20 protein-coding genes and 5 pseudogenes are annotated in these 20,328 nt (G+C 40.1%); 6 read left to right on the plus strand and 19 right to left on the minus strand.

The genetic code is table 11. From position 1 onward, the window contains the following. Positions 1–286: 286 nt before the first annotated feature. On the minus strand, positions 287–1,540 hold the full coding sequence (locus tag C9I43_RS00475; RefSeq protein WP_107881415.1) for a Y-family DNA polymerase: 1,254 nt from the start codon (positions 1,538–1,540) through the stop codon (positions 287–289). Then, positions 1,528–1,962 (minus strand): S24 family peptidase, encoded by a 435-nt coding sequence (locus C9I43_RS00480; RefSeq protein ID WP_107881417.1) that lies wholly within the window; start codon positions 1,960–1,962, stop codon positions 1,528–1,530. Before C9I43_RS00480 ends, C9I43_RS00475 begins: the two co-directional genes overlap by 13 nt. Before the next feature lie 673 nt (positions 1,963–2,635). On the opposite strand from C9I43_RS00480, the gene C9I43_RS00485 reads away from it, so the two are divergent. Beyond that, positions 2,636–3,541 carry a hypothetical protein gene (locus C9I43_RS00485; RefSeq protein WP_011787761.1) on the plus strand — a complete coding sequence of 302 codons (906 nt, stop codon included), beginning with the start codon at positions 2,636–2,638 and terminating at the stop codon, positions 3,539–3,541. A 199-nt stretch (positions 3,542–3,740) separates the two neighbouring features. Here C9I43_RS00485 and C9I43_RS00490 read toward each other — a convergent pair whose 3' ends face one another. The 9 genes from C9I43_RS00490 to C9I43_RS00525 all read right to left on the minus strand — a co-directional run bounded on the left by C9I43_RS00490 (position 3,741) and on the right by C9I43_RS00525 (position 10,402). Beyond that, the gene (locus C9I43_RS00490; RefSeq protein WP_107881419.1) at positions 3,741–4,442 is read right to left on the minus strand and encodes a hypothetical protein; all 702 of its coding nucleotides are present in this window, start codon (positions 4,440–4,442) and stop codon (positions 3,741–3,743) included. 107 nt (positions 4,443–4,549) lie between these two features. Further along, positions 4,550–4,969: a hypothetical protein gene (locus tag C9I43_RS00495; protein WP_107881421.1), complete on the minus strand. Its 420-nt coding sequence runs from the start codon at positions 4,967–4,969 to the stop codon at positions 4,550–4,552. A gap of 217 nt (positions 4,970–5,186) precedes the next feature. Then, positions 5,187–6,881, minus strand: coding sequence for a DUF2326 domain-containing protein (locus tag C9I43_RS00500; RefSeq protein WP_107881423.1), 1,695 nt, complete (start codon positions 6,879–6,881; stop codon positions 5,187–5,189). After that, the gene (locus C9I43_RS00505; RefSeq protein WP_041407895.1) at positions 6,850–7,104 is read right to left on the minus strand and encodes an ABC-three component system middle component 6; all 255 of its coding nucleotides are present in this window, start codon (positions 7,102–7,104) and stop codon (positions 6,850–6,852) included. Before C9I43_RS00505 ends, C9I43_RS00500 begins: the two co-directional genes overlap by 32 nt. After that, positions 7,091–7,639, minus strand: a complete 549-nt coding sequence (locus C9I43_RS00510; protein WP_011787755.1) for a hypothetical protein — start codon at positions 7,637–7,639, stop codon at positions 7,091–7,093. Before C9I43_RS00510 ends, C9I43_RS00505 begins: the two co-directional genes overlap by 14 nt. Before the next feature lie 18 nt (positions 7,640–7,657). Then, positions 7,658–7,978 (minus strand): hypothetical protein, encoded by a 321-nt coding sequence (locus tag C9I43_RS00515; protein WP_107881425.1) that lies wholly within the window; start codon positions 7,976–7,978, stop codon positions 7,658–7,660. Positions 7,979–8,458: 480 nt separating this feature from the next. Then, positions 8,459–9,190: a helix-turn-helix domain-containing protein gene (locus C9I43_RS00520; protein WP_011787750.1), complete on the minus strand. Its 732-nt coding sequence runs from the start codon at positions 9,188–9,190 to the stop codon at positions 8,459–8,461. A 2-nt stretch (positions 9,191–9,192) separates the two neighbouring features. Further along, a complete protein-coding gene (locus tag C9I43_RS18850; RefSeq protein ID WP_157037386.1) occupies positions 9,193–9,348 on the minus strand; it encodes a hypothetical protein in 156 nt (51 codons plus the stop codon). Between the two features lie 544 nt (positions 9,349–9,892). Beyond that, complete coding sequence (locus C9I43_RS00525) at positions 9,893–10,402, minus strand: SHOCT domain-containing protein (RefSeq protein WP_258191660.1); 510 nt, start codon at positions 10,400–10,402, stop codon at positions 9,893–9,895. Between the two features lie 621 nt (positions 10,403–11,023). Between C9I43_RS00525 and C9I43_RS00530 the strand changes: the two genes are divergently transcribed. After that, positions 11,024–11,683 (plus strand): recombinase family protein, encoded by a 660-nt coding sequence (locus C9I43_RS00530; RefSeq protein ID WP_107881429.1) that lies wholly within the window; start codon positions 11,024–11,026, stop codon positions 11,681–11,683. A 123-nt stretch (positions 11,684–11,806) separates the two neighbouring features. On the opposite strand, the gene C9I43_RS00535 is transcribed toward C9I43_RS00530, so the two are convergent. Further along, the gene (locus tag C9I43_RS00535; protein ID WP_107881320.1) at positions 11,807–12,676 is read right to left on the minus strand and encodes a LysR family transcriptional regulator; all 870 of its coding nucleotides are present in this window, start codon (positions 12,674–12,676) and stop codon (positions 11,807–11,809) included. A gap of 334 nt (positions 12,677–13,010) precedes the next feature. Between C9I43_RS00535 and C9I43_RS00540 the strand changes: the two genes are divergently transcribed. From C9I43_RS00540 to C9I43_RS00555, 4 genes are all read left to right on the plus strand, one after another. Next, positions 13,011–14,162 (plus strand): iron-containing alcohol dehydrogenase, encoded by a 1,152-nt coding sequence (locus C9I43_RS00540; protein ID WP_107881431.1) that lies wholly within the window; start codon positions 13,011–13,013, stop codon positions 14,160–14,162. Between the two features lie 60 nt (positions 14,163–14,222). Further along, positions 14,223–14,780, plus strand: coding sequence for an S-(hydroxymethyl)glutathione synthase (gene gfa, locus C9I43_RS00545; RefSeq protein ID WP_107881433.1), 558 nt, complete (start codon positions 14,223–14,225; stop codon positions 14,778–14,780). 452 nt (positions 14,781–15,232) lie between these two features. Then, positions 15,233–15,625: a cupin domain-containing protein gene (locus C9I43_RS00550; protein ID WP_107881435.1), complete on the plus strand. Its 393-nt coding sequence runs from the start codon at positions 15,233–15,235 to the stop codon at positions 15,623–15,625. Positions 15,626–15,795: 170 nt separating this feature from the next. Beyond that, complete coding sequence (locus C9I43_RS00555; RefSeq protein ID WP_246611776.1) at positions 15,796–16,134, plus strand: type II toxin-antitoxin system YafO family toxin; 339 nt, start codon at positions 15,796–15,798, stop codon at positions 16,132–16,134. A gap of 286 nt (positions 16,135–16,420) precedes the next feature. Here the strand turns inward: C9I43_RS00555 and C9I43_RS00560 are convergent. The 7 genes and pseudogenes from C9I43_RS00560 to C9I43_RS18985 all read right to left on the minus strand — a co-directional run. After that, positions 16,421–16,915: pseudogene (locus C9I43_RS00560) on the minus strand (transposase); the annotation flags it as partial. 60 nt (positions 16,916–16,975) lie between these two features. Beyond that, positions 16,976–17,173, minus strand: a pseudogene (locus C9I43_RS00565) (IS6 family transposase); the annotation flags it as partial. A gap of 134 nt (positions 17,174–17,307) precedes the next feature. After that, positions 17,308–17,664, minus strand: a complete 357-nt coding sequence (locus tag C9I43_RS00570) for a hypothetical protein (RefSeq protein ID WP_107881324.1) — start codon at positions 17,662–17,664, stop codon at positions 17,308–17,310. Continuing rightward, the gene (locus C9I43_RS18980) at positions 17,661–17,789 is read right to left on the minus strand and encodes a hypothetical protein (protein ID WP_258191661.1); all 129 of its coding nucleotides are present in this window, start codon (positions 17,787–17,789) and stop codon (positions 17,661–17,663) included. Before C9I43_RS18980 ends, C9I43_RS00570 begins: the two co-directional genes overlap by 4 nt. Positions 17,790–18,212: 423 nt before the next feature. Beyond that, positions 18,213–19,130, minus strand: a pseudogene (locus tag C9I43_RS00575) (IS5 family transposase). A 360-nt stretch (positions 19,131–19,490) separates the two neighbouring features. After that, positions 19,491–19,816: pseudogene (locus C9I43_RS00580) on the minus strand (DMT family transporter). A gap of 233 nt (positions 19,817–20,049) precedes the next feature. Then, positions 20,050–20,324: pseudogene (locus tag C9I43_RS18985) on the minus strand (alpha/beta hydrolase-fold protein); the annotation flags it as partial. Positions 20,325–20,328 lie beyond the last annotated feature (4 nt).

Raw genomic sequence — 20,328 nt, forward strand, 5'->3', positions numbered from 1 at the left:
TTAAATTTCAGGTTTACACCAAGTATTACCAAAGCTCAAATCACTGAGTTGTAGATCCCAAGCAGTCAAGATAACATCAGCAACATCCTTTGCTATTTTGTCCTTGTCAGCATCACTCATAAAATAATGTCCACTTGCTCTTTAACCATTAGCGCTTGTTGCTTTTTAACTTCTAAGTTCCTAGACATTTGATTTTTCCCATTATTCTCAAAAATTGTAACCTATGACAGACGTTTTAGGTTTGTATACGTTGAATAAGGCCTGGATAAAGCAGCATAAAATCCTATTACGCTTTAATCATCGGAATATCGGACCAACGGGTGGTGTACTGCGGCGATAAAAACTGACGGCGCATAGTCCAATGCTGATCACTCCCCTGTGCAGCAATATACAACACATCACGGCCATAGCGATTATTCAGACTATCAAAGATTTTCATTAAGTTAGGATCGCTCTTTGGCGCATTAAATAAGTCATATTGCACTGACGTTTTAGGGCAAAGATCAATCAGGCCTACACCAATTCGGTAATAGCGCACACCTGGGCGATAAAGGTTTGATAGCTCGCTGCTAACCGCGGCGCACAGTTCACGACTGTCATCAGTGGCACAAGTAAACTGAACAAGCCTTTTAAAATACACAGGCTGTGGATCATGTGGCGAGTTGGCGGCAAACACGACCATTGCTTTACACAATGAGCCTTGTTCTCGAACCTTCGCACCGGCAATTGCGGCATGCTTTGCTAACGCTTGGTGTAAATGTTCCCGGGTACATATTCGTTCGCCTAGGCTGCGGGTGGAAAATATTTGCTGCTTATCTGCTTTGGTGACATCCCACGTTTTACAGATCTGCCCATTGAGTTCTCGCACAGTTCGCTCTACATCGATGGAAAAATGTTGTCGCGCCACTTTCGGCGCCAGTTGTGCCAAATCATAGGCAGTATGCACACCCAGTAATCCCAGTTTGACCGTTAGTTTGCGGCCAATTCCCCAAACTTCATCAACTGGCATCGATTTTAAAATCTCAATACGCTGCGCATCATTATCAATAACGCAAACACCTTTATATTGAGCCAATTGTTTCGCGGCATGATTAGCCAACTTAGCCAAAGTTAATGTCTCACCAACCCCCACACACACCGGCAAACGGCACTCACGCCAAACTATTCGGCGCAGCTGAGCACAATGAGCCGTTAAGTCAGCAATTGCAGCACAGCCTTTAAACGACACAAAAGACTCATCGATGGAGTACACGTATTGCTCGGGTGCGAATCGCCCGATCACTTGCATCATTTTTGCAGAAAGATCTGCGTACAATTCATAATTAGATGAAAACACCTGCACATTATGTTGTCTGCACAAATGTTGCTGCTCAAAGTAAGGGACAAATTTTTTCACGCCAACGGACTTAGCCGCTCGATTGATTGCCACACAACAACCGTCGTTGTTGCTGAGTACAATCGCGGGAAGTCGGCGCAAGTCGGGTCTAAACACCATTTCGCACGACACATAAAATGAATTAGCATCAATCAGTCCGTACATGATTGACTCAGATATTGTTCAAGTAAGCTTGAATGCTCATGAAGTCGGATTGACTTGATGATCACCCCTTCAACCGAGAATGTATCGGCATCATCTATAGCAACGGACGTCATGTTTTGCAGTTGATCGATAGACACAAGTAAACGGCGTTTTTCATCGAGGAGCTTTACAGTAAATTCACCGTTATAACTCGCCACGACGATAGCCATGTTGCTACGTTGAGCGGCGCGGTCTATCACTAAAATGTCACCATGAAAAATGCCTACCCCCTCCATCGAACGGCCCGCTGCGCGGCCAAACCACGTAGAACTAGGATGCTCAACCAGCAGTTGATCAAGACTAAGGGGTAATTCTACGTAATCAGCCGCAGGGCTTGGAAACCCCGAAATTCCCGCACTCGCATTGCATGTGATGAGTTTCATATCACTAAACCACTGTATAAATAATCAGTAATAATAGCAGTAAAAAAATAAAAATCTAAAATTTCGATCCTGCTGCCGGTTCCTGACTTTTTTCGGTGGGTAATCACCGCGTTCTTTGCGGTGTTATCCACAAAAAATCAGGGTTCGGTGGCGAGTGGCTTTTCGCTTGAAATGGTAATAAGTGATGGAAAACCGGTAAACAATTTCTGACAGCCGCTTTTATTACATAAATCTGGTCAATACCCACAGATTATTGACCACTTGTTGCAGAATACTTGGTAATCTCATGCCAACTGTCTAGATCCACGGTGAACAACTCCTAGACAGCCAGCCCCCGCAAGGGGGCGTTCCATCTTTATAAACGCCAAGAGACGACAAAAGAAACAAATGACTATTAAGAGTGAATATCTTCGTGTCATTTTAATGGACATAATTGCGTTAGAGTATTGAATCTAGTTAATCTGTTTTGGATTAGACAAAGTACGAAAATTTATTTTAAAACCATAATCTCTTACGCCCTCTTTTGTCTTACCAAGTACAAGAACTGGCCCTAAGGCTCTCACAAATTTATGGAGACATGAGACTTTCTGACTGTTAGTTAAGCGTCGAAAAGAACACTGACCTCACTTTTTTGGTAGATTGAATGGTAAGCCTATATTATTAAAGGAATAAAATGAGTAGAAAACTAGCCTTTGTTACTTCTAAAGACGACGGTAATGTAGATTTTCATGTTGCAAAAGCTGCAATTAGTAAGGACGTTTCGAGAGTCTATGACGACAATAGTCATATATTAACTGATTTCTTATATCCTCTGTATCTAATACATAAGGTAGTGAGCTCAAATTATGAAGAACTTGATAATATTGTAGATCGTGCTCAACGAGAGTTGGACTTACAATCAAGCAAGCCATTAATTACCCTCGACCCATATGACCAAGCCATTGAATTGATGGTGGAGTTAAATCGATGCCTACTCAATATACTTACCTCACAAAGTTTATTTTTATTAAAAGCTAGGCAATTAGTTAAAGATCAATTCGGAGAAAATTCGGAAGAGTACCAAGAATTCGAATGCCTAAGAAAGCAACTGCACAAGGCAAGTGTTAGTTACAGGTTTTGTTATGAATTAAGGAACTATGCGCAGCATTACGGAATACCGTCTAATAAATTAGCTATCGATTATATTTCAGGTGAGCAACCTGTTTTAACTGTATCAATTGCAAAAAATAAGCTTCTTAAAGGGGGATATGAGTGGAAAACTCATGGCTTGGAGGCGCTTAATAGAATGGAAGACATGTTTGATTTAATGCCCCACATTAAAAATTATAGAGATGTAGCTAACAAGTTGTTTTTGCAACTATACAACTCCTGTGAAGATAAGCTAACTCAGTTTCACTCTATCGTAGCTGATATCAAGGAAAAAGCTCAAGCACCGCAGAAAGTGCGATTCTTCTTTGTCTGTAACTTTGATGATAATGATAGCCAAATAGACACGGAAGAAATTCCTTATACTTTCGCGAGAAAACTAGAAAACTACATATCAACCTTCAAAGACATGAGCACTACTTGCAATAAGTGATTGATTCATTTATTCAAAAATGATGTCGTGACCAACTGAATATAGCCACTGCCTTACCATAATATTGCATATGCTAGCTTGTGAACCAGACTAGGCAAAGCCTGCAGTAGAGTGATTAAATGGCTCACTTTTGACAGAAACTTGTTAGAAGTTCAACTTTGGTAGTGAGTTTCGGATAACAATTTTGATGGATTAACTTTTACTTATGGGACTGCGTAGCAGTCACGTTTGCCTTTATTTGCTCAAAAAACTCTTTCAATACCGTTTTGGTACCAATTTTTTTCCAGCTATCAGCATCAAAATTTGGACACCAATCACAACCTAGGTCAACAGCTTTAGCTTGAATTTGATCTTCTGGACAAGAAGGATGATCACATTGAAACCTAAATCTATGGAATATATGTTTACAAGGAAATGCATACCGGTCTATTTCTATTTCTTGCTTAATAGTTGGCGTCTCTGTGATTTTTATTACAAATGCGATACCACCAATTTTTTCAATTTCGGTATTAAATGGATCATCAATGACGGTTTGGCAATGAGCTTTATAATCCCTACAAGATTGTGATTTCAGGTAGCAATTCAGAACTTCAACAATATGATAACTTGATGGAATTAATTTTCCTTGTGAGAAAATTTGGACTCCTTTCCAAGAAGCTGCATAGTCTAAAAATGCGATTGCCCTTGCTGCATCTACCTGATTGCCACCAAAACAAACGCTATATGTTGTTTTTCCTGACACTGTGGTCTCTACGAATTTTTCTGCTCCTTGAGCAATGTTCAGTGCTAAAGGAAAGTTTTTCGAATTACTTTTAGAAAATACAATTACTAACAAGGATGAAAATGACGCTGAAAACGGATCTATTTGCTGTTTTTTCATCAATAAGTTATCACTCGACATTTTCATATCTCCTTGTAAAAAATAACGACACACTAAGGTATGACGCAATGCTTACCATACTACGAAGCGAATCTGGCAAGCGTTTCGGAATAGCTCTTAAACGCATTTTATTCTTGATGCTCATGCCCAAAGCCAATTCTATGCCAGGCTTCTTTAAAATTTGAAGAGTCATATGATGTTGGCTGCAACCAATATGAAACAATCCCATTTTTCTCGCCACGATGAGCTAAGTTTCTAATTTCCTCAGGAAACATTACAAAAACATTTGGTTCCTTACCAACATTGTTTATTATTAGCCAAAAATCTCCCATAATTTTTTCAAGAGAATTTCCTAGTGGTACTGGATTTCTTTTGGTAAGTGATTTGACCTGAACTCCAATAAATTTGGTACCTGATTTGTTGTAAGCAATAATGTCTATGCCTCTAGCATTTCTTGCTGTTGGCATAACATTCCAACCCATGCAAGAAAGCTTATAGCACGCGTAATACATTCCTATATTTCCAGTTACCTGAGTTTCTAGCTTCATTATTATTGCCTTACATTTCATTAGTGCGAATGCGAGTTGGCTCACAACAAACTAAAAAGGTTAGCTTCTGCATATGAACCAAACGAGGTAAATCTGATTCATCTACTCATTTTTGGACAGGAATGAGTTATCGGCCTTACTAAATTAACTATCGATGGATTACTTCAAGTATGGGGAAATATACAAAGCAAAAAAACAAGACTTTCTATACATTAACCTAGACTTTGAAATACTTGTCCTCCTGAGATAGCTCTAGAACTATATAATTTTTGTACTTCTCATAATCATTATCTTCGAGTTGACTCACCAACATCGATACGACCTGCTGGCCAGACAGTTTTATCGACTCATCGAACAATTGACGTATATGCTTAATGTCAACTTCGTCTATAGAGTCGTGTACAACAAACGTTGGTCTTTTAAGACCAAGTGAATCAACTGTTTTTATATAGGACAAGTCAAAAGTGATTACTTCAAGACGTTTCAATCCTCCATCATTGTTTGACTGGATATCATCTACAGTTGGTTGGCAATTGCCATTTGTAGCATCTAAGTTCAGATTGAAGTTATATTCGACCCCATAGAAGGTATTGGTGTAAGCCTTAAAGTGTTTTTTAAACTCGGTTTCGAATATGTGAACATTTTGAAGTTCAGCAGCGAGCCTTCCTGAAAGCCCTTCTAGTCTTTCAGTCTCTTTTTTTAATCTGTCTTCTATACTATTCTTCTTCTCGACAATAGCATTTAGCTCAATTAGCGTTTTATTTAGCTCACCAATAGTCTTGACGGACTCTGAGATCTCTTCAATTTTCTTCTTAGACTTCAGTTCATGGTAAAGCGAAGATTTATTTTGCTCTAAAGCCTTGAGTTTAAGAGTATTATCAAGAAGTTGATCTTCAAGCTTATCAAGACCATCAGTAACAAATTCTGTTTTCGTCTCGACCAAATAATTATGAAATTTAAGCACATTATCATAGTCATTAATAACAGCCCCTAGCTTAACAGATGCATAGCCATAGATAGTCTCGAGTTCACTAAGTAGTTGATGGTTTTTGTTGCTTTCAAGTAGTTTTTGAGTCTTCTTTATATTATTTACTTTTAGATCTAACGATAGAATCTGGTCAGATAATTTATTTTGTTCATTATCGATGTGATTAATTTCACCGATTATCGCTAGCTTATCTATATTGTTTTCGCTCAGTAGTAGTGATCTTTCTAGCTTTCGGAGCTCTTTTTGAGTGCTATTAATAGTACTAAGGATTTTATCATCCTTTATAATGCCATTAAATGATTTTAACTTATTATCATAGTTACTAAGGAAGGTTTTAATACTCTGAATTGCACTCAGAATTTCAGTATCACCAAAGTTAAATAGGTACAAGAACAGAGTATTTCTATCTGCTTGAGATATCTTAAACTTATCATCATTGAACTTGACTGTCTTTGTCATTCGATGAGTATCTGTTCTCAGAAACTTTGGAGCTAGCTTTCTAAGGGTAGGCTTGTCAGAATATACATTGAACATAGTATTCAATATATGATTGTTGTACTCTTTTTTGCTCTTAACTTCATCGTTAACATAATAAGATCTGTCAGTACTTTCAATGGCAAGGTTTCGTTTGATCTCAGCGATGTTACCGTCCAACCCAATATACGCAAGGGTACAGGTCACATTGTGTTCATTAAATAACTTATGAATGTGCGGTTCAGCTGTGTCGAATTCTTCATCAATATAAATAGGGCCAATAGAACCGTCTAACAAGAAATCGATGATACGACCAGGCACAGACTTACCGATCTGGTTACCTGATAAACTCGAATCTCTCTTATTGGTGATGATATTTAGAGTATCTTTGAATTCGATCTCTCGAATTATACATCCATCAACCTTTGTCGTTAATTTGAGCAGTTTCATTGATGGAAACCTCATTGTTATTTTGTTTAATAGCAGAAATAGTGTATAGCCAGTCAAGAGTTAGGATCATATGGTCGATGGAAATAGAAAGCTCACTTTCTCCCAGCTTCATTAGGCGAGTAATCTTCATTTTACGACCTCTTGACTCTTGAAGTCGTTTTATTACGAATGCTCCAATATAGACAACGTTGATTTCTGGATTAGCACCTTTAGTCAGTATCATTAGGGTTCTCCAACACGTAACACTCAACAAAAGCATGAGCAATTACTATGTCAACTCCAAGAGCCATCTGTTCTTTGGTGAAATTGATGTTTGAAGACTTGTACAGGAATTTTGTTAGTTGAGTTCTGATATCATCTATTATTCCGTCTGCATGTTGCTTAATAGCGTCCATGTCAGGTTCCCAAACATCGATGTTGAACTTATGTAGTGCTTTTTCATACATATCATGAAGAATCAGCAAAGCCGTTTGTTTACCATTAACAATGTTCTTCTCAACCGTACCATACGCAGACTCAATATGTGATGAATAGCTCTTGTACTTTAGAACAATGCTTCTATTGTTCCTCAACTGATTATGTTTGATCTTCTTAGAGACTTTAGAGGGAAATGTACGATCCTTGATGTCTATAGTAACTTGAACTTGTGAGAGCTCGCTAATGACGTCATTGATGATAGAGTCAACCTTAGACTCTGGTGGCTCCGAGTTATTGAAGTCACCGTTCACCTCTTGGATTTGAACTAACGTTCCTGTCATACCTTTACTTTACCTATCTCATTGATTGAGATTGAAGTTACCATTCAATACACCTGTATTGATGTTGGTAGTACCTTCTTGCTTGACATCTTGTTGGTTGTCATGGGTGCTGTTGTTTTTGATGCTAATAATCTGCTGTTGTAGTTCGTAGTTATTCGCTTCAAGCTTTTCGCACTTAACCTTAAATTCATAGTTACTGGCTTGATAGCTTTCACACTGAACTTTAAGCTTCTTCTTTTCGTTTCGTTGTGATAGCGAAAAAATGAAACCAACAACCGTGCAAAACCAAGCAATTGTCGTCCCTAGAGGACTGGTATACCAAGCTAAAAACTCATGCATATACTTTCCTATCGATAAATAATTAAATTCTATAGGGTTTTTCGCCAACTTAACAGGTTGAAGTTATACATTTGTGTTTTTAATCAATGGTTTTAACATCTAATGTTCGACAATCTTATAGGGAGGTGAGAGCAATCGGTAGTGCTCACTAATTCCCCAGAATATCTGCAATCATTAGCAAAAATATCGGTAAACGAACAACCAAGACTTTATAGAGCTAAAGAGCTGAGTTGTTTTGGGGCATAAACGTGCCAGAACTGATCGGCCTGACACGAGTTTGAACCAAAGCGCGCTAGCCCGAAGCCAGCGCAAAAATGCGCGGGGTTTTAGCACGTGAACCAGACTAGGCAAGTCTGATTCGTTGAATCACTCTGGGGTAGAGTGATTCGCGGGCTCAATTTTAATGTCCGAATCTTTATCTAGATTAGTACGCTCATCTTTTAGATTGTCTTTATACAGCTAGAGTAAACCATCAAAATATTATTTTTTTAGGTTTAAACTTTTACCTCCTTTAACTAAGTACTGAGCGAGCCTATCACTTTCTTGAGGAAGAGAACTTGTGTTCATTTTGTACCCCAAACTTTTTACATCTTCAATAAGTTCTATTGCTCGTAACACTCCTATAGAAGAATCGATATCGTATACACTTAGTCCTGTAGTTTGAGATATTTTCCCTCTGGAGACTGATACTTCACTGAGGCTATTTTGGCGTATAGACAAAAGATAGAGAAACAACTTTAACGCATCTCTTTCTGATGGGTATCGATTCTTCAACCCTGTAAAGGAAACCACACGACCGTTTGGACCTAATAACGCTCGGCAAGGTAACTTACACCATCCTGAAATTGATAAGCCTACAATCTCATATACTACCTTCCTTGTAGTACCTTGTTTATGAATTAAGCCGCAAGAGATTAACTTCTTAAGGCCCCTTGACACTAAAACCCGACTTAAAGAGCAGTATTCTGAAAGTTGATCATACGTCAAACTAGACCCAATCAACTCCCTTTCCCTCAACACTTTCAAGTGAACCTGTAATATTGGCGGGTACGGAATCATTTTTCGGTCACTATATAAGCACAAACAGATATAAATTTTTAGTGCTGAAATTTCACCGGAAATATCTTTCTCTCTTCGTGAACTAAAGTGTTCACGAAGTATTCCTTTACCAAGCCAATCCGAAGGCATTTTAACCCACAGTAAAGTTGGCATATTTAGAGTTTTCCTAATATTGAACCAATAAACTCAACACCATATCCACTGACCAATGCAATGACTGTTATTAATAATAAAATCAGTTCCTTATGAATCTTTGCTAGCCTCTCAAGAAGAGTTATAAACTCATCAAGATATTTCAAAACTATGCCCATGATATAAACCTCTAAGTGTCCCCAATAAGTGCATCATTGAGTAAATGATTAAAGATGTCTATAACTGGACGCAATGTCTTTCTAGAGAGTAAAAATGATTTAAATCCTTTAAACTTATGTTTTTACTGTCTAATTAAATAGCAATTAAAAACAAAGTTAGTTCACAGCAATACCAAGTTAGTTCACGATGATGAGCAATAATCACCCACCTTAATCCAATTAAAGCATTACGATTACTCACTGTAATCGTATTTAAGGAGCGAAAGCATCAAATAATGAAAAATAGCGCAAGCGAAAAATGGCAGGATTGTATGCATGAATCAGACTAGCCAAGTCTGATTCGTTGAATCACTCTGTCTTAGAGTGATTCAATGGCTCATTTTTGGACATTTCCGAGATAAAGCCTTAACTCTAACTCGTCAGTTTCGGATAAAAATTTCTATGGGTTAACGCCTTGCTAAGCGCGCGAAAAATTGTTGGCTAAAATAAGCGAGGAACGAGCAAAAGCCAACTGTTTTTTGTCCATTTAAGCAACTTGTTACATTCACTTTTGGAGAATTTTTTCCTTTTCCTGTTCATATTCTTCTTGGGATATAATTCCGTCATCAAGTAATGACTTTAACTCTCTTAATTCATCATATTTATTTGTTGGTGTCGTTGGGCTATTTTGAGCGCTCTGTTCTTTCTTAATAGCAACACAAGTAAATACCAACTCTGATCTAGGAAAGTTACCAGCAACATGCGCTCCTACAGAAACTCTTTCTCGAAGCAATTCATAACGGAGCCCTTTATTTTCACAGAAACTCTCAGCTCTATTTTCCGCACTATTTCGTACAGATTGAACAGATACAAATCCTGTAGCTCCTTGATGAAAAATTCTATATGCTTCTGAGTCAGGGATGTCGTTACGGATTATCGTTTCCTCACCTTCATATACTGCGCCATCAAAACCTGATTTACTTTTTTCTGCCCTTTGAATACTTGAAGAAACTGAGCAGGCAGTTAATAACAAACAAGCTATTACACCACTTAAATATTTTACTTTAATTACCATGTGCGACAGACCTTGTGAATGTAACATTTTATTCGTGCGCATGCGTGTTTACCTCGTTAGACCAGTGAAAACGCGCACGGTTAACTATCTGTATGCAAAGAACTTATCAGCTTTCTGCCAAATACACCATCTGGAAAAACGCGCATGCGCGTTTTCCAAACCTATTAACTAAAAGTCAGCTACTATAGTCACCTGATTTTATAGAGTTTTATTTTTTGCAGATGGAGTTAATGGCACTAATTTTGTCTGAAAATCATACCAAAACACCTAAATTTAAATACGACTGTATACCCATACATTGTTAGTTGATTTCTGGTAAGGCAAAACATAGGTAAATACATAAGAATTTTTATGGCAACAGGAATGGGAATTTTCGATTGATCTAACGAACTGAAAGAAGGAATGGGGCAGAAATGGCTTAGGATGACCTCCTTAACACTTACCAAGCCAAAATAATACAAACTAAATATGTCCTCCCCTTAATTAAGTCTACATTGGCTCAATATGATAATGAGACTAGCTCACTTAGGGTATACCCCAAGCAAACTAGCTACATCACATTGCCAATTGGTTCGCTATATATTGATTTAAAACCCTACTCGCACTAGCATCGTAAACCACATCCTAAAAACACCAAATGAGGCAAAATGTTTATTCGGGCGGGCCTACCTACGCGCATCAACAGATGAACAAGATGCCAATCGAGCCAGAAATGAGTTGGTTCAGTTTTCAGACAGTAAAAATGTTCGCATTGCCAGTTTTTATACTGAGACGCAATCAGGGACGAAAATTGAACGGCCTGAACTTGGGCGCTTAATCATAGACTCTCACCCTGGCGATGTTTTACTCATAGAAAAAGTCGATAGATTGTCTCGCCTCCCCTTCGAGCAATGGAAGGTCCTAAAAAGTAAATTGGTAAAAGCCAATATTCATATTGTGGTCGTTGACCAGCCAATGACACATGGGATCTTAAGTGGCACAGAAGAACATACCATGATCGCAAAGGTACTAACTGAGTTCATGATTGATTTAGCCGCGGCAATGGCCAGAGATGATTACGAGACAAGAAGAAAGCAACAAGCGCAAGGCATCGAAAAGGCCAAAACCTTAGGCAAATACCTTGGACGTCAGCCTGACCATGGATTAAGGCAAAATATTCGGTTACTACTCGATGAAGGGAAAAGCTGGTCACAAGTGCAGAGTCTGCTTAAATGCAGTCGTTCTACCATTGCCAAAGCAGCTAAGTTGAATGAGCTAAAAACCGATGAATCAATTCTCTAAAGATTTGATTCATTCTAAGGCAAAAACATGCCCCGCTGGAAGGAAGATACGGGGCGAAATAGGGGTTCTGTAGCAAAGTTGAGTGTCATGCTGTGGATGCTCAAGTTCCCACGGACTCAGAACTTAACTCAGAGCTTCACTCAGATAATCAAGTAGCATGCGCACTTTAGGTGATAAGTGCCGGTTGTGAGGATAGAGTGCCCAGATCCCCTCTTTAGGTTGACGATTTTGCTCCAACAGTGGAACAAGCTGTCCATCTTCTAAAAAAGGCAATACATAGTACTCAGGTAGCTGAATGATGCCTATGCCTTTTATCGCGGCATCAACGAGTGCATAGCCACTGTTACAGGTCAAATTACCCTTAACCCTGACATTTCTCGTCTTTCCATTTTCCTGAAATCGCCAGTAATCTAATGTTCCCAACAGACAGTTATGCTGTTCCAGCTCAGACAGTGAGTGAGGTATTCCAAAAGTTGAAACATAATCTGGGGAGGCGCAAACATATTGAGTTCTTGAGCCTAGTCTTTTGGCCATAATACTCGAGTCTTTAAGCTGTCCGAGTCGAATGGCGAGATCGTACCCATCATCGATTAAGTCGACATTCTGATTCGTCAGATTTATCTTTACTTCAAGCTCTGGGTATTTAGCGATAAAATCGTTCACCAGCGGCGCAAGCGTTTTTTCACCATAAGTTACTGGAGCGGTAATTTTTAACAGCCCTCTCGGTGTACTCTGTAAATTGGTAATCGCGCGCTCGGCCTCTTCTAATCCATTCAGCACTTGCCTGCAGTGTTGATAATAGATCCGACCCACTTCGCTCACCGACACTTTACGTGTGGTGCGGTGAAACAGCTTAGTAGCCATTCGGGTTTCTAATGCGCTGACCTGCCTGCTGACTTGCGCGGTAGATATCCCAAGCTGTTTTGCGGCCTTGGTAAAGCTCTCTGCCTCTGCAACGGCTACAAATTCGCTAACGCCTTCCCAATTAAACATTGTTGCTTCCCAGTAATTATAGGTCTTCAATAATACTCATTATCGTCAAAAATATTGTGGATGCAATTTGTATCCTAAATAAGAGTGAATTTCATTTTGTTCTCACACCACATAGGGGTAGCGCTTTTCACATTCAAAATTGTTACTGAGAAGGAAAAGATATTTCCGAAATTATGGGATTATCATTACTTTTGAGTGGAATATAATCCTCGTTATCCAAGTAATACAGGCGAAGATCTTCAGGCTTTGACATCAACCCAGGCCAGTTTATCGCCTCAAAACTACTGACCCATTAGCAAATTTACCCTTTTTTATTCAATACGAGGAAAGACAAATGAGTACTACATTTTATATGCCTCCAATGTCTCTGATGGGACAACATGCTATCAAATTGTTAGGCACAGAACTGCAGGCAAGAAACTTCAACAAGGCACTGATTGTTACAGATAAGGCATTAGTAGATATCAAGTTGGTGGATAAGCTGACAGATCAGTTATCTGCTCACGATATCGCATTCGTAATTTTTGATGGCGTTAAGCCGAACCCGACAGAAAAAAATATTGAACAGGGTTTGGCTCTGCTCGAAGCGCAAAAATGTGACTTCGTTATTTCGTTCGGCGGAGGTTCTTCACACGACTGTGCTAAAGGCATCGCATTGGTCGCAGCCAACGGCGGCCACATTCGTGATTACTCTAAAGGGGTTCATCTGTCGGCTAAGCCACAACTACCTCTGGTGACTGTGAATACTACAGCTGGTACTGCAGCAGAGATGACGATATTTGCCATCGTGACCAATGAGGAAGATGAAACTAAATACCCGATTGTAGATAAAAACCTAACTCCAATAATTGCAGTAAACGACTCAGAGTTGATGGTTGCAATGCCTAAGTTCCTCACGGCAGCGACAGGCATGGATGCATTGACTCATGCGATAGAAGCTTATGTGTCGACGGCAGCAACGCCAATAACCGATGCCTCAGCAGTTAAAGCTATTGAGCTTATTGCCCAAAACCTGAAGGCGGCAGTTAACAATGGTGAAAATCGTGAGGCTCGTGAGGCTATGCAATACGGTGAGTACCTTGCAGGTATGGCATTCTCTAATGCTTCATTAGGTTATGTACACTCGATGGCTCACCAACTCGGTGGTGTCTATGATCTGGTGCACGGCCTCTGTAACGCCATCTTGTTACCGATAGTGTCACGTTTTAACGCGGTTGAAAAAGTGGAGCGTTTTGCCGAAGTGGCGAAAGCAATGGGTGTAAATACTGTGGGCATGACGTTAGTCGATGCAGCTGAAGCTGGCATCCTTGCTATCGAGAAACTATCTGCTTCGGTTGGCACAGATCAGAAACTGTCTGATCTTGGTGTTAAGGAGGGCAAGCTTGAGCTTATGGCAATCAACGCCCTGAATGATGCCTGTTCCTTAACAAATCCAAGAAAGGCAACCACTGAAGATATTATTAATATTTTCAAGAAAGCTATGTAATTCAAACCAAACAGCCTCAGGTGGAGGTTGTCTTAACTAAATATCCATGGAGTAATCACTATTAAAACTTTAATTCACCCTCAAGTCGATAACGGTATTGTTGCCGGTCGTGATGGCTTTTCTGGCGGTTATTTATTCTGTAAGTGCAGCAGTAAGCCCGTTGAAGTTACCGTTGGTGCTCAGACTGCCCACAATCATGTTTGCGGTTGTAGCAAATGTTGGAAGCCAGAAGGAGCCTTGTTTTCTCAAGTCGCCGTTGTCGCACGTGACAAGGTGAGCGTCACTGAAAATTCTCACAAATTGATCATTATCGACGAATCGGCAACTATTCAGCGTTATGCCTGCAAAGAGTGCGGCACGCATATGTTTGGCCGCATCGAAAACACGGGCCACCCCTTCCATGGTTTAGATTTCGTCCATACGGAACTATCTTCAGAACAAGGTTGGTCTGCACCAGAGTTTGCGGCGTTTGTGTCATCGATCATCGAGTCGGGCGCAGCGCCTGAATCCATGGGGGATGTACGTAACACCCTTAAAGAGTTGGGACTGGAACCTTACGACTGCTTATCTCCTGTATTGATGGATGCCATCGCTACTCATATAGCGAATAACGGCTAAGTTCGTTTCTGTTTCATCAATCAATTCCCGTTCTGGGCAGGGCAAGAGCGTGAACGTTTTACAATCTAAACTCGTTCGCAAAATAGACGGTAGTTGAGTGTTAAATAAACAGGAATCGCTTTGTAATATGTAGATAGGATTATCTTCTATACATCGCGTTTAAAAATCAACCACTCACGCCCTCGCCCTGCCGTTCTGGGAGGTACAGGATTTAATAAAAAATTGTTACGACACTTTTTATGTCAGATTTTAGCGGTAGCCATGATCGATATATACATTGATGGAACGAAATTAAATTTATAGGTGCGAAATTAGCATTGAAAGAATTAAAGAAAGCCTTGAATATATAATTGCTACTTTTAATAGCCTGTATGTAAATGCAAAACAAACACAAATAATGCATAAAGCACCCTTATTGGTGGGTTATGTTAAATTAAATGGAAAAACAACATATGACCACATTGACAGATAAGCCTGGGATATCGCTATTTAAAGCAGGCTCATTAAAATTGAATGAACTAAATGAAATTATTAAAATTGAAGGCTTGCGAAGCCAAATGGCTGAAGTTGCTGTTACCAATAATTCAAACGCACTGACAATTGGTCACTTCATCATGCAACCAGGCGTCGAATTTGAATACATCTATGATTCTGTAGAATATAAAGTTGTGACGAAAGGTAAAATTATTATGCGAGACCAGCAAGGTAATAAATATGTTGCCGAAGTAGGCGATGTTATTATTTTCTCACCAGATGTGACGGTTATCTTTGATGCTGAAAGTGATGGCGAAGCCGTTTATACCGCTCACCGTAAAGCTGCAGCAGAGTTTGCTCCACAGGCATAATAATGGATATCGCTAATAGAATCCAAAATGTCAGATTTTAAATTATAATAGTATGGAAACCATGGTTGTCAATTAGGGTAAGAGCGTGAACGTTTTACAATCTAAACTCGTTCGCAAAATAGACGGCAATTGAGTGTTAAATAAACAGGAATCGCTTTGTAGTATATAGAGTGGATTATCTTCTATACATAGCGTTTAAAAATAAACCACTCTCGCCCTGGATTGTCAATGGTTTCTACCTGTTTACCCATAACCGCTCTTATCTTGAATTACAACATCTGCATTTCAAAGCTGCAGGTTTTCCGCTCAAGCTTGTGCAGTTCAAACGGACCAGCGGTTATGTGCTGGTGTATTGCCCTGGTTTCTTCAACAGTCATTGTTACCTACTGATAGCCATCATTAAACATTGGGATAAGAACAAGCCGAATGATGTCGATAATACTGATCGTGATACCGGCTTAATGAACCAACTGGAGAAAATAGCCGAAGGCTTCAGGGAGCAGTTTTAATTATACCGAATTTGCCCAACGCGCCAAAAATGTAAAGTTAACCTACATTAAGGCCTTGTTGCTTGTCCGCTGATACAGCATATCTCGACTCTCTACGAGCTTGTTGGCTCATGGCAGTTTAGTGGCAATTAATGTGAGTCCGCCTAGATGAATGCAAGCCCGTTGTTAGTTAATCTGCCCCCATTGGCAGTTAATGTGAGTCGGCGGCACCGCTTATTATCAATTAATGTGAACCCAGTTTGGCGGATGTAATCGCGCCGAAGGGATTATGTGTGCAAGCCGCTACACCTAAGCTGCCTCGACTTTGTTTAAATAGCTGTCGAACAAGGCGATAAAGCTTCAGTGTTTCAACGCTTATCACGTTTGCAGGGCGTTTATGCCAATCGTAATAGCCTGACTTACTGACACTCATTACTCGACATAACAGTGCTATGGGAAACAGTTGAGATTGCAGTTTGATGAAACGAAATCTTACTTCATTTCTCTCGCAAAGAAGGCGCTTGCCTCGGCGTGCCCCTTGGGTATTTTTAGAATTTCTTTCTCCATGCGTAATTCTCTGTTTTCTCTACGCAATCTCTTTAGCTCATCACACTCAGACTCTTCTAAGGTGATACCTTGTTACAGGGCTTGGTGTTTTTCCTTCCAGCCTGTAAAGCAGGCTCGTGCTAACTCCAAGAGACTTTGCCGCATCGGCAACGCTATAACCTTGTTCTAGCACCATCAAGACAGCTTCATCTTTAAATGCCTGCGGATAACTCTTATGTGATTTCTTCAGACTCATATAGACCTCTTAATTTATTGACCCTACTGTCTCAAAATTAAGTGTCCGATGGGATTAGACCAGAACAGTTTCATCCATTCGCCACGAGCCAGATACTCGACGCTTTGTCTTCCTGAATATGGCTTCGAACTGCGGTGCATATTTGATAACCCAGCGGTTCAAGGTTGAGTGGTCAAAATGAATGTTTCGCTCCGCGAACATTTCCTCAATTTCACGGTAACTAAGTTTATTGGCTAGGTAATATCGTAGCGCTTGCATGATGATATCTGATGGGAAGTGTCATGCCGTGGCATGCTCCAAATTAATGCCTGCACATCATCAACACTTTAGTTTACTTCGTCTGCTTTGCGACAGTCCCCTAAAAAGCACTGACCTTGGTACTAACCAAATCGTTAAATTTTTCCTATGTTAACGACTTTTGATACGTTCATTAACGCATCATAAGAAGAAGGGATTTCACCATCATTTATTGAGGGCTGTCCCTCGTCAACCCCATAAAACTCAATGTGGACACTTGGGTATGGATTATCGCCATTTGCTTCAATGATGGTATTCGTCAACATGTTTTGTACTTCTTCGAGCGATTGGTTTTCAGAATATAGCCAATACTCTTTAGCTTCTTTATCTGGTGAGAACACGCTGACTTCAAAGCCGTATGTATATACACCTTTATATGACACCGGCTCTTTAGATCGTTCAGCACAACCAAATAACACCAAAACACTAACTAACAATAAAAGAGGTTTCATTGTTCACTTCCCGCTTCAAGTAAATCGATTAATTCTTGAGTAATGGTGTCAACTTGATATTGAACGGACACCGAAACAACCTTCTCTGCCAAACCATCAAAATGATGGCGATATAGCGCACTCAACCACTACAGCCAATAACTAACCTGCTACCCAACTCATAGGGCATATATATACTCCAAATTGTGATAATAAATCTTGAAGAACTCTAAGCTTTGTATACACGTCTTGCGCGTTTATTCAGGTTAGATCAGTAAAACGTATAATGATAATTGTTTAATCCACAACAGTTTTTAACCATCATCCTCAATTCACCTTTTATCAAAACGAGAATGCATACTTTGGTTCCCTCGTATCTCCTGAAGCTGTGCAAAAACGATTTTAGTTGATTGAATTTAGCATATTGTTTCTTATTCTTAATAGTACCTCGTGAACTGAACAGGCTTGATTTCTACTATGTGTCACAAAAGCTCAATAATACTGTATAAACACGGCGTTGTTGATTAAATCATTTCATAGAACGTAATCGTTCCAAGGCTTCTGGCTGATTAAGCAACTTGCTGACGAATGGGCATACCCAGTCTAATGACTTTGTTCATCGCCTTCACACCGGCCAATACCTCTGCGACTTGCCCATTGTAATCACGTAAACTCAGCATTGGACTATTCAACTGTTTATATCGGCCCATGGCGGTCTCTGCTAGAGAGCGCTGGTGATAGCCATTATCGATTTTCCATTGTTTCAGCTGACCCGCTTTCAGTGCTTCTACCGCTTCATTGCGTGGATGCCCCTTTTCCCATAACCCGCATTTGAGCGCGGTGGGATGGTAGCTTTGCAGCCTTTACGTCGCAGTAATTGATAACAACCCTTTGTATCATAAGCCCCATCTGCCGATACCTGCATTATCTTTCGCCGTAAAGGATTGAGTAAGGTCGGCAGTACTTCATTATCGCCTACTGACACAAGACTGACTTCAGCGGCAACGACTTCGTGAGTGCTTGCATCGATGGCTAAGTGCAACTTACGCCATGTGCGGCGTTTTTCGCTGCCATGCTTGCGGGTTTTCCATTCGCCTTCACCAAACACTTTTAGTCCTGTAGCATCGACAACCACATGCGTTATGGGATTGCGACTGGGGTTGCGGTACTGAACATTGACTGTCTTAGCGCGTTTACTGATAGAAGTGTAATCGGGGGATTTAAGTCGCACACTCATCAACGTAAACAAAGCGTTGGAGAAAGCCTTCTAGCGCACGCAACGATAAATTAAAGATGCATTTGACCATCAACGCGGTTTCAATCGTCACATCACTATAGCTAAACCCGCGTCCACGCCCGCCATGATGTTCATGGCAGTACCACGCGTTTACTGCAGCTTCATCCACCCTGAAGGTGAGCGAACCACGGTTCACTAACGCTTGGTTGCATTGCTTCCAATTAACAATTTTACGTATTGGTTTGCCCATGTTGCCGTCCTGAAGGTGAGTCAGGAGCTCTGATCATGGCAACACCGATTAGTTCAAGGATTTGTTCAACAACGCCAGGCGGTGGGACCGATGACGTTAAACCCAGATAAAGCTTCAACCGAAGACGTTATAAATACAGCTTAATATTTAAGCAAAGAGTGGCAGCTATCTTGAAAAGCACCGATAGTTAATGTAGGTATGCGTTACGATTTATAAGCCTAGCCATATATTTCTGAACTGAGTTAGCACATTGTCCAGCTGTAAATGTGAGTAACATCTTTTTGATAAATGACATTTTTGATTAAAACGGAACCTATTATCTAAACGGATAATAGGTTTTTTATGAGATGGGTATATGGATTAGTGGCTATGCCCCTGAGATAGGTTGATCATTATCACACCAAGGGCAACCAACAGCATGCCAATCCAAGCTGTCATGTCCAGATGCTGACGATAGAAGAGTGCTGACAGAAGTGTCACTGTAACAATAGCCATTCCAGCCCAGAGCGCATGTACTACGCCGACAGGCATTCCCTTCATCGCCTGGCCCAAGAAAATAAAAGCCGTCAAATGCCCCAAAATCACCATGACAGCAGGGAGTGGTCGCGTGAAACCATCGTCGCCTTAAGCGCCACATGAGATAAGGCTTCAGCCATGACACCTAGTAATAGAAAGATCCAACTCATAATATAAGCCTTAAATTTAAAATGTTCGACAGAATAAGTCCGCTGCTTTGATAGAAATAATGATTTGTTGCGGCTATTATTGATATTGACTTAGATGGTAATCGGGTAAAATAACAAATGACTTTTACCCATTTGTAATAAAGATAGGTACCCAAAAAAAAAGGTCTCGCCACAAATGACAACCTTTTCAGTCAGATCTTATTAGTTAAAATAAGTTACTGGTTTAAGTTTAATTACTTGCCCAGATGCTCGGCATGAAAACGCAGATGGTTTTCGATAAAGCTGGAGATGAAATAGTAGCTATGATCATAACCTCTCGATAATTAAGCTCTAGAGGTAACCTTAACCTTAGCAGCAGCCTCGAGCACTTCGGGCTTCAACTGCTCAATAAGAAAGTTATCAGCGTCACCTTGGTCTACCAGAGCCGGTACAATTGGGTCGCCTGGCGCATCAAGATACTGGCATCATATTCCATCCATGTCGCCGAATCTCGGCCTAAATAGGTAGTCAAC

It is taken from the genome of Shewanella morhuae (assembly GCF_003028295.1).
GTDB classification, from domain to species: domain Bacteria; phylum Pseudomonadota; class Gammaproteobacteria; order Enterobacterales; family Shewanellaceae; genus Shewanella; species Shewanella morhuae.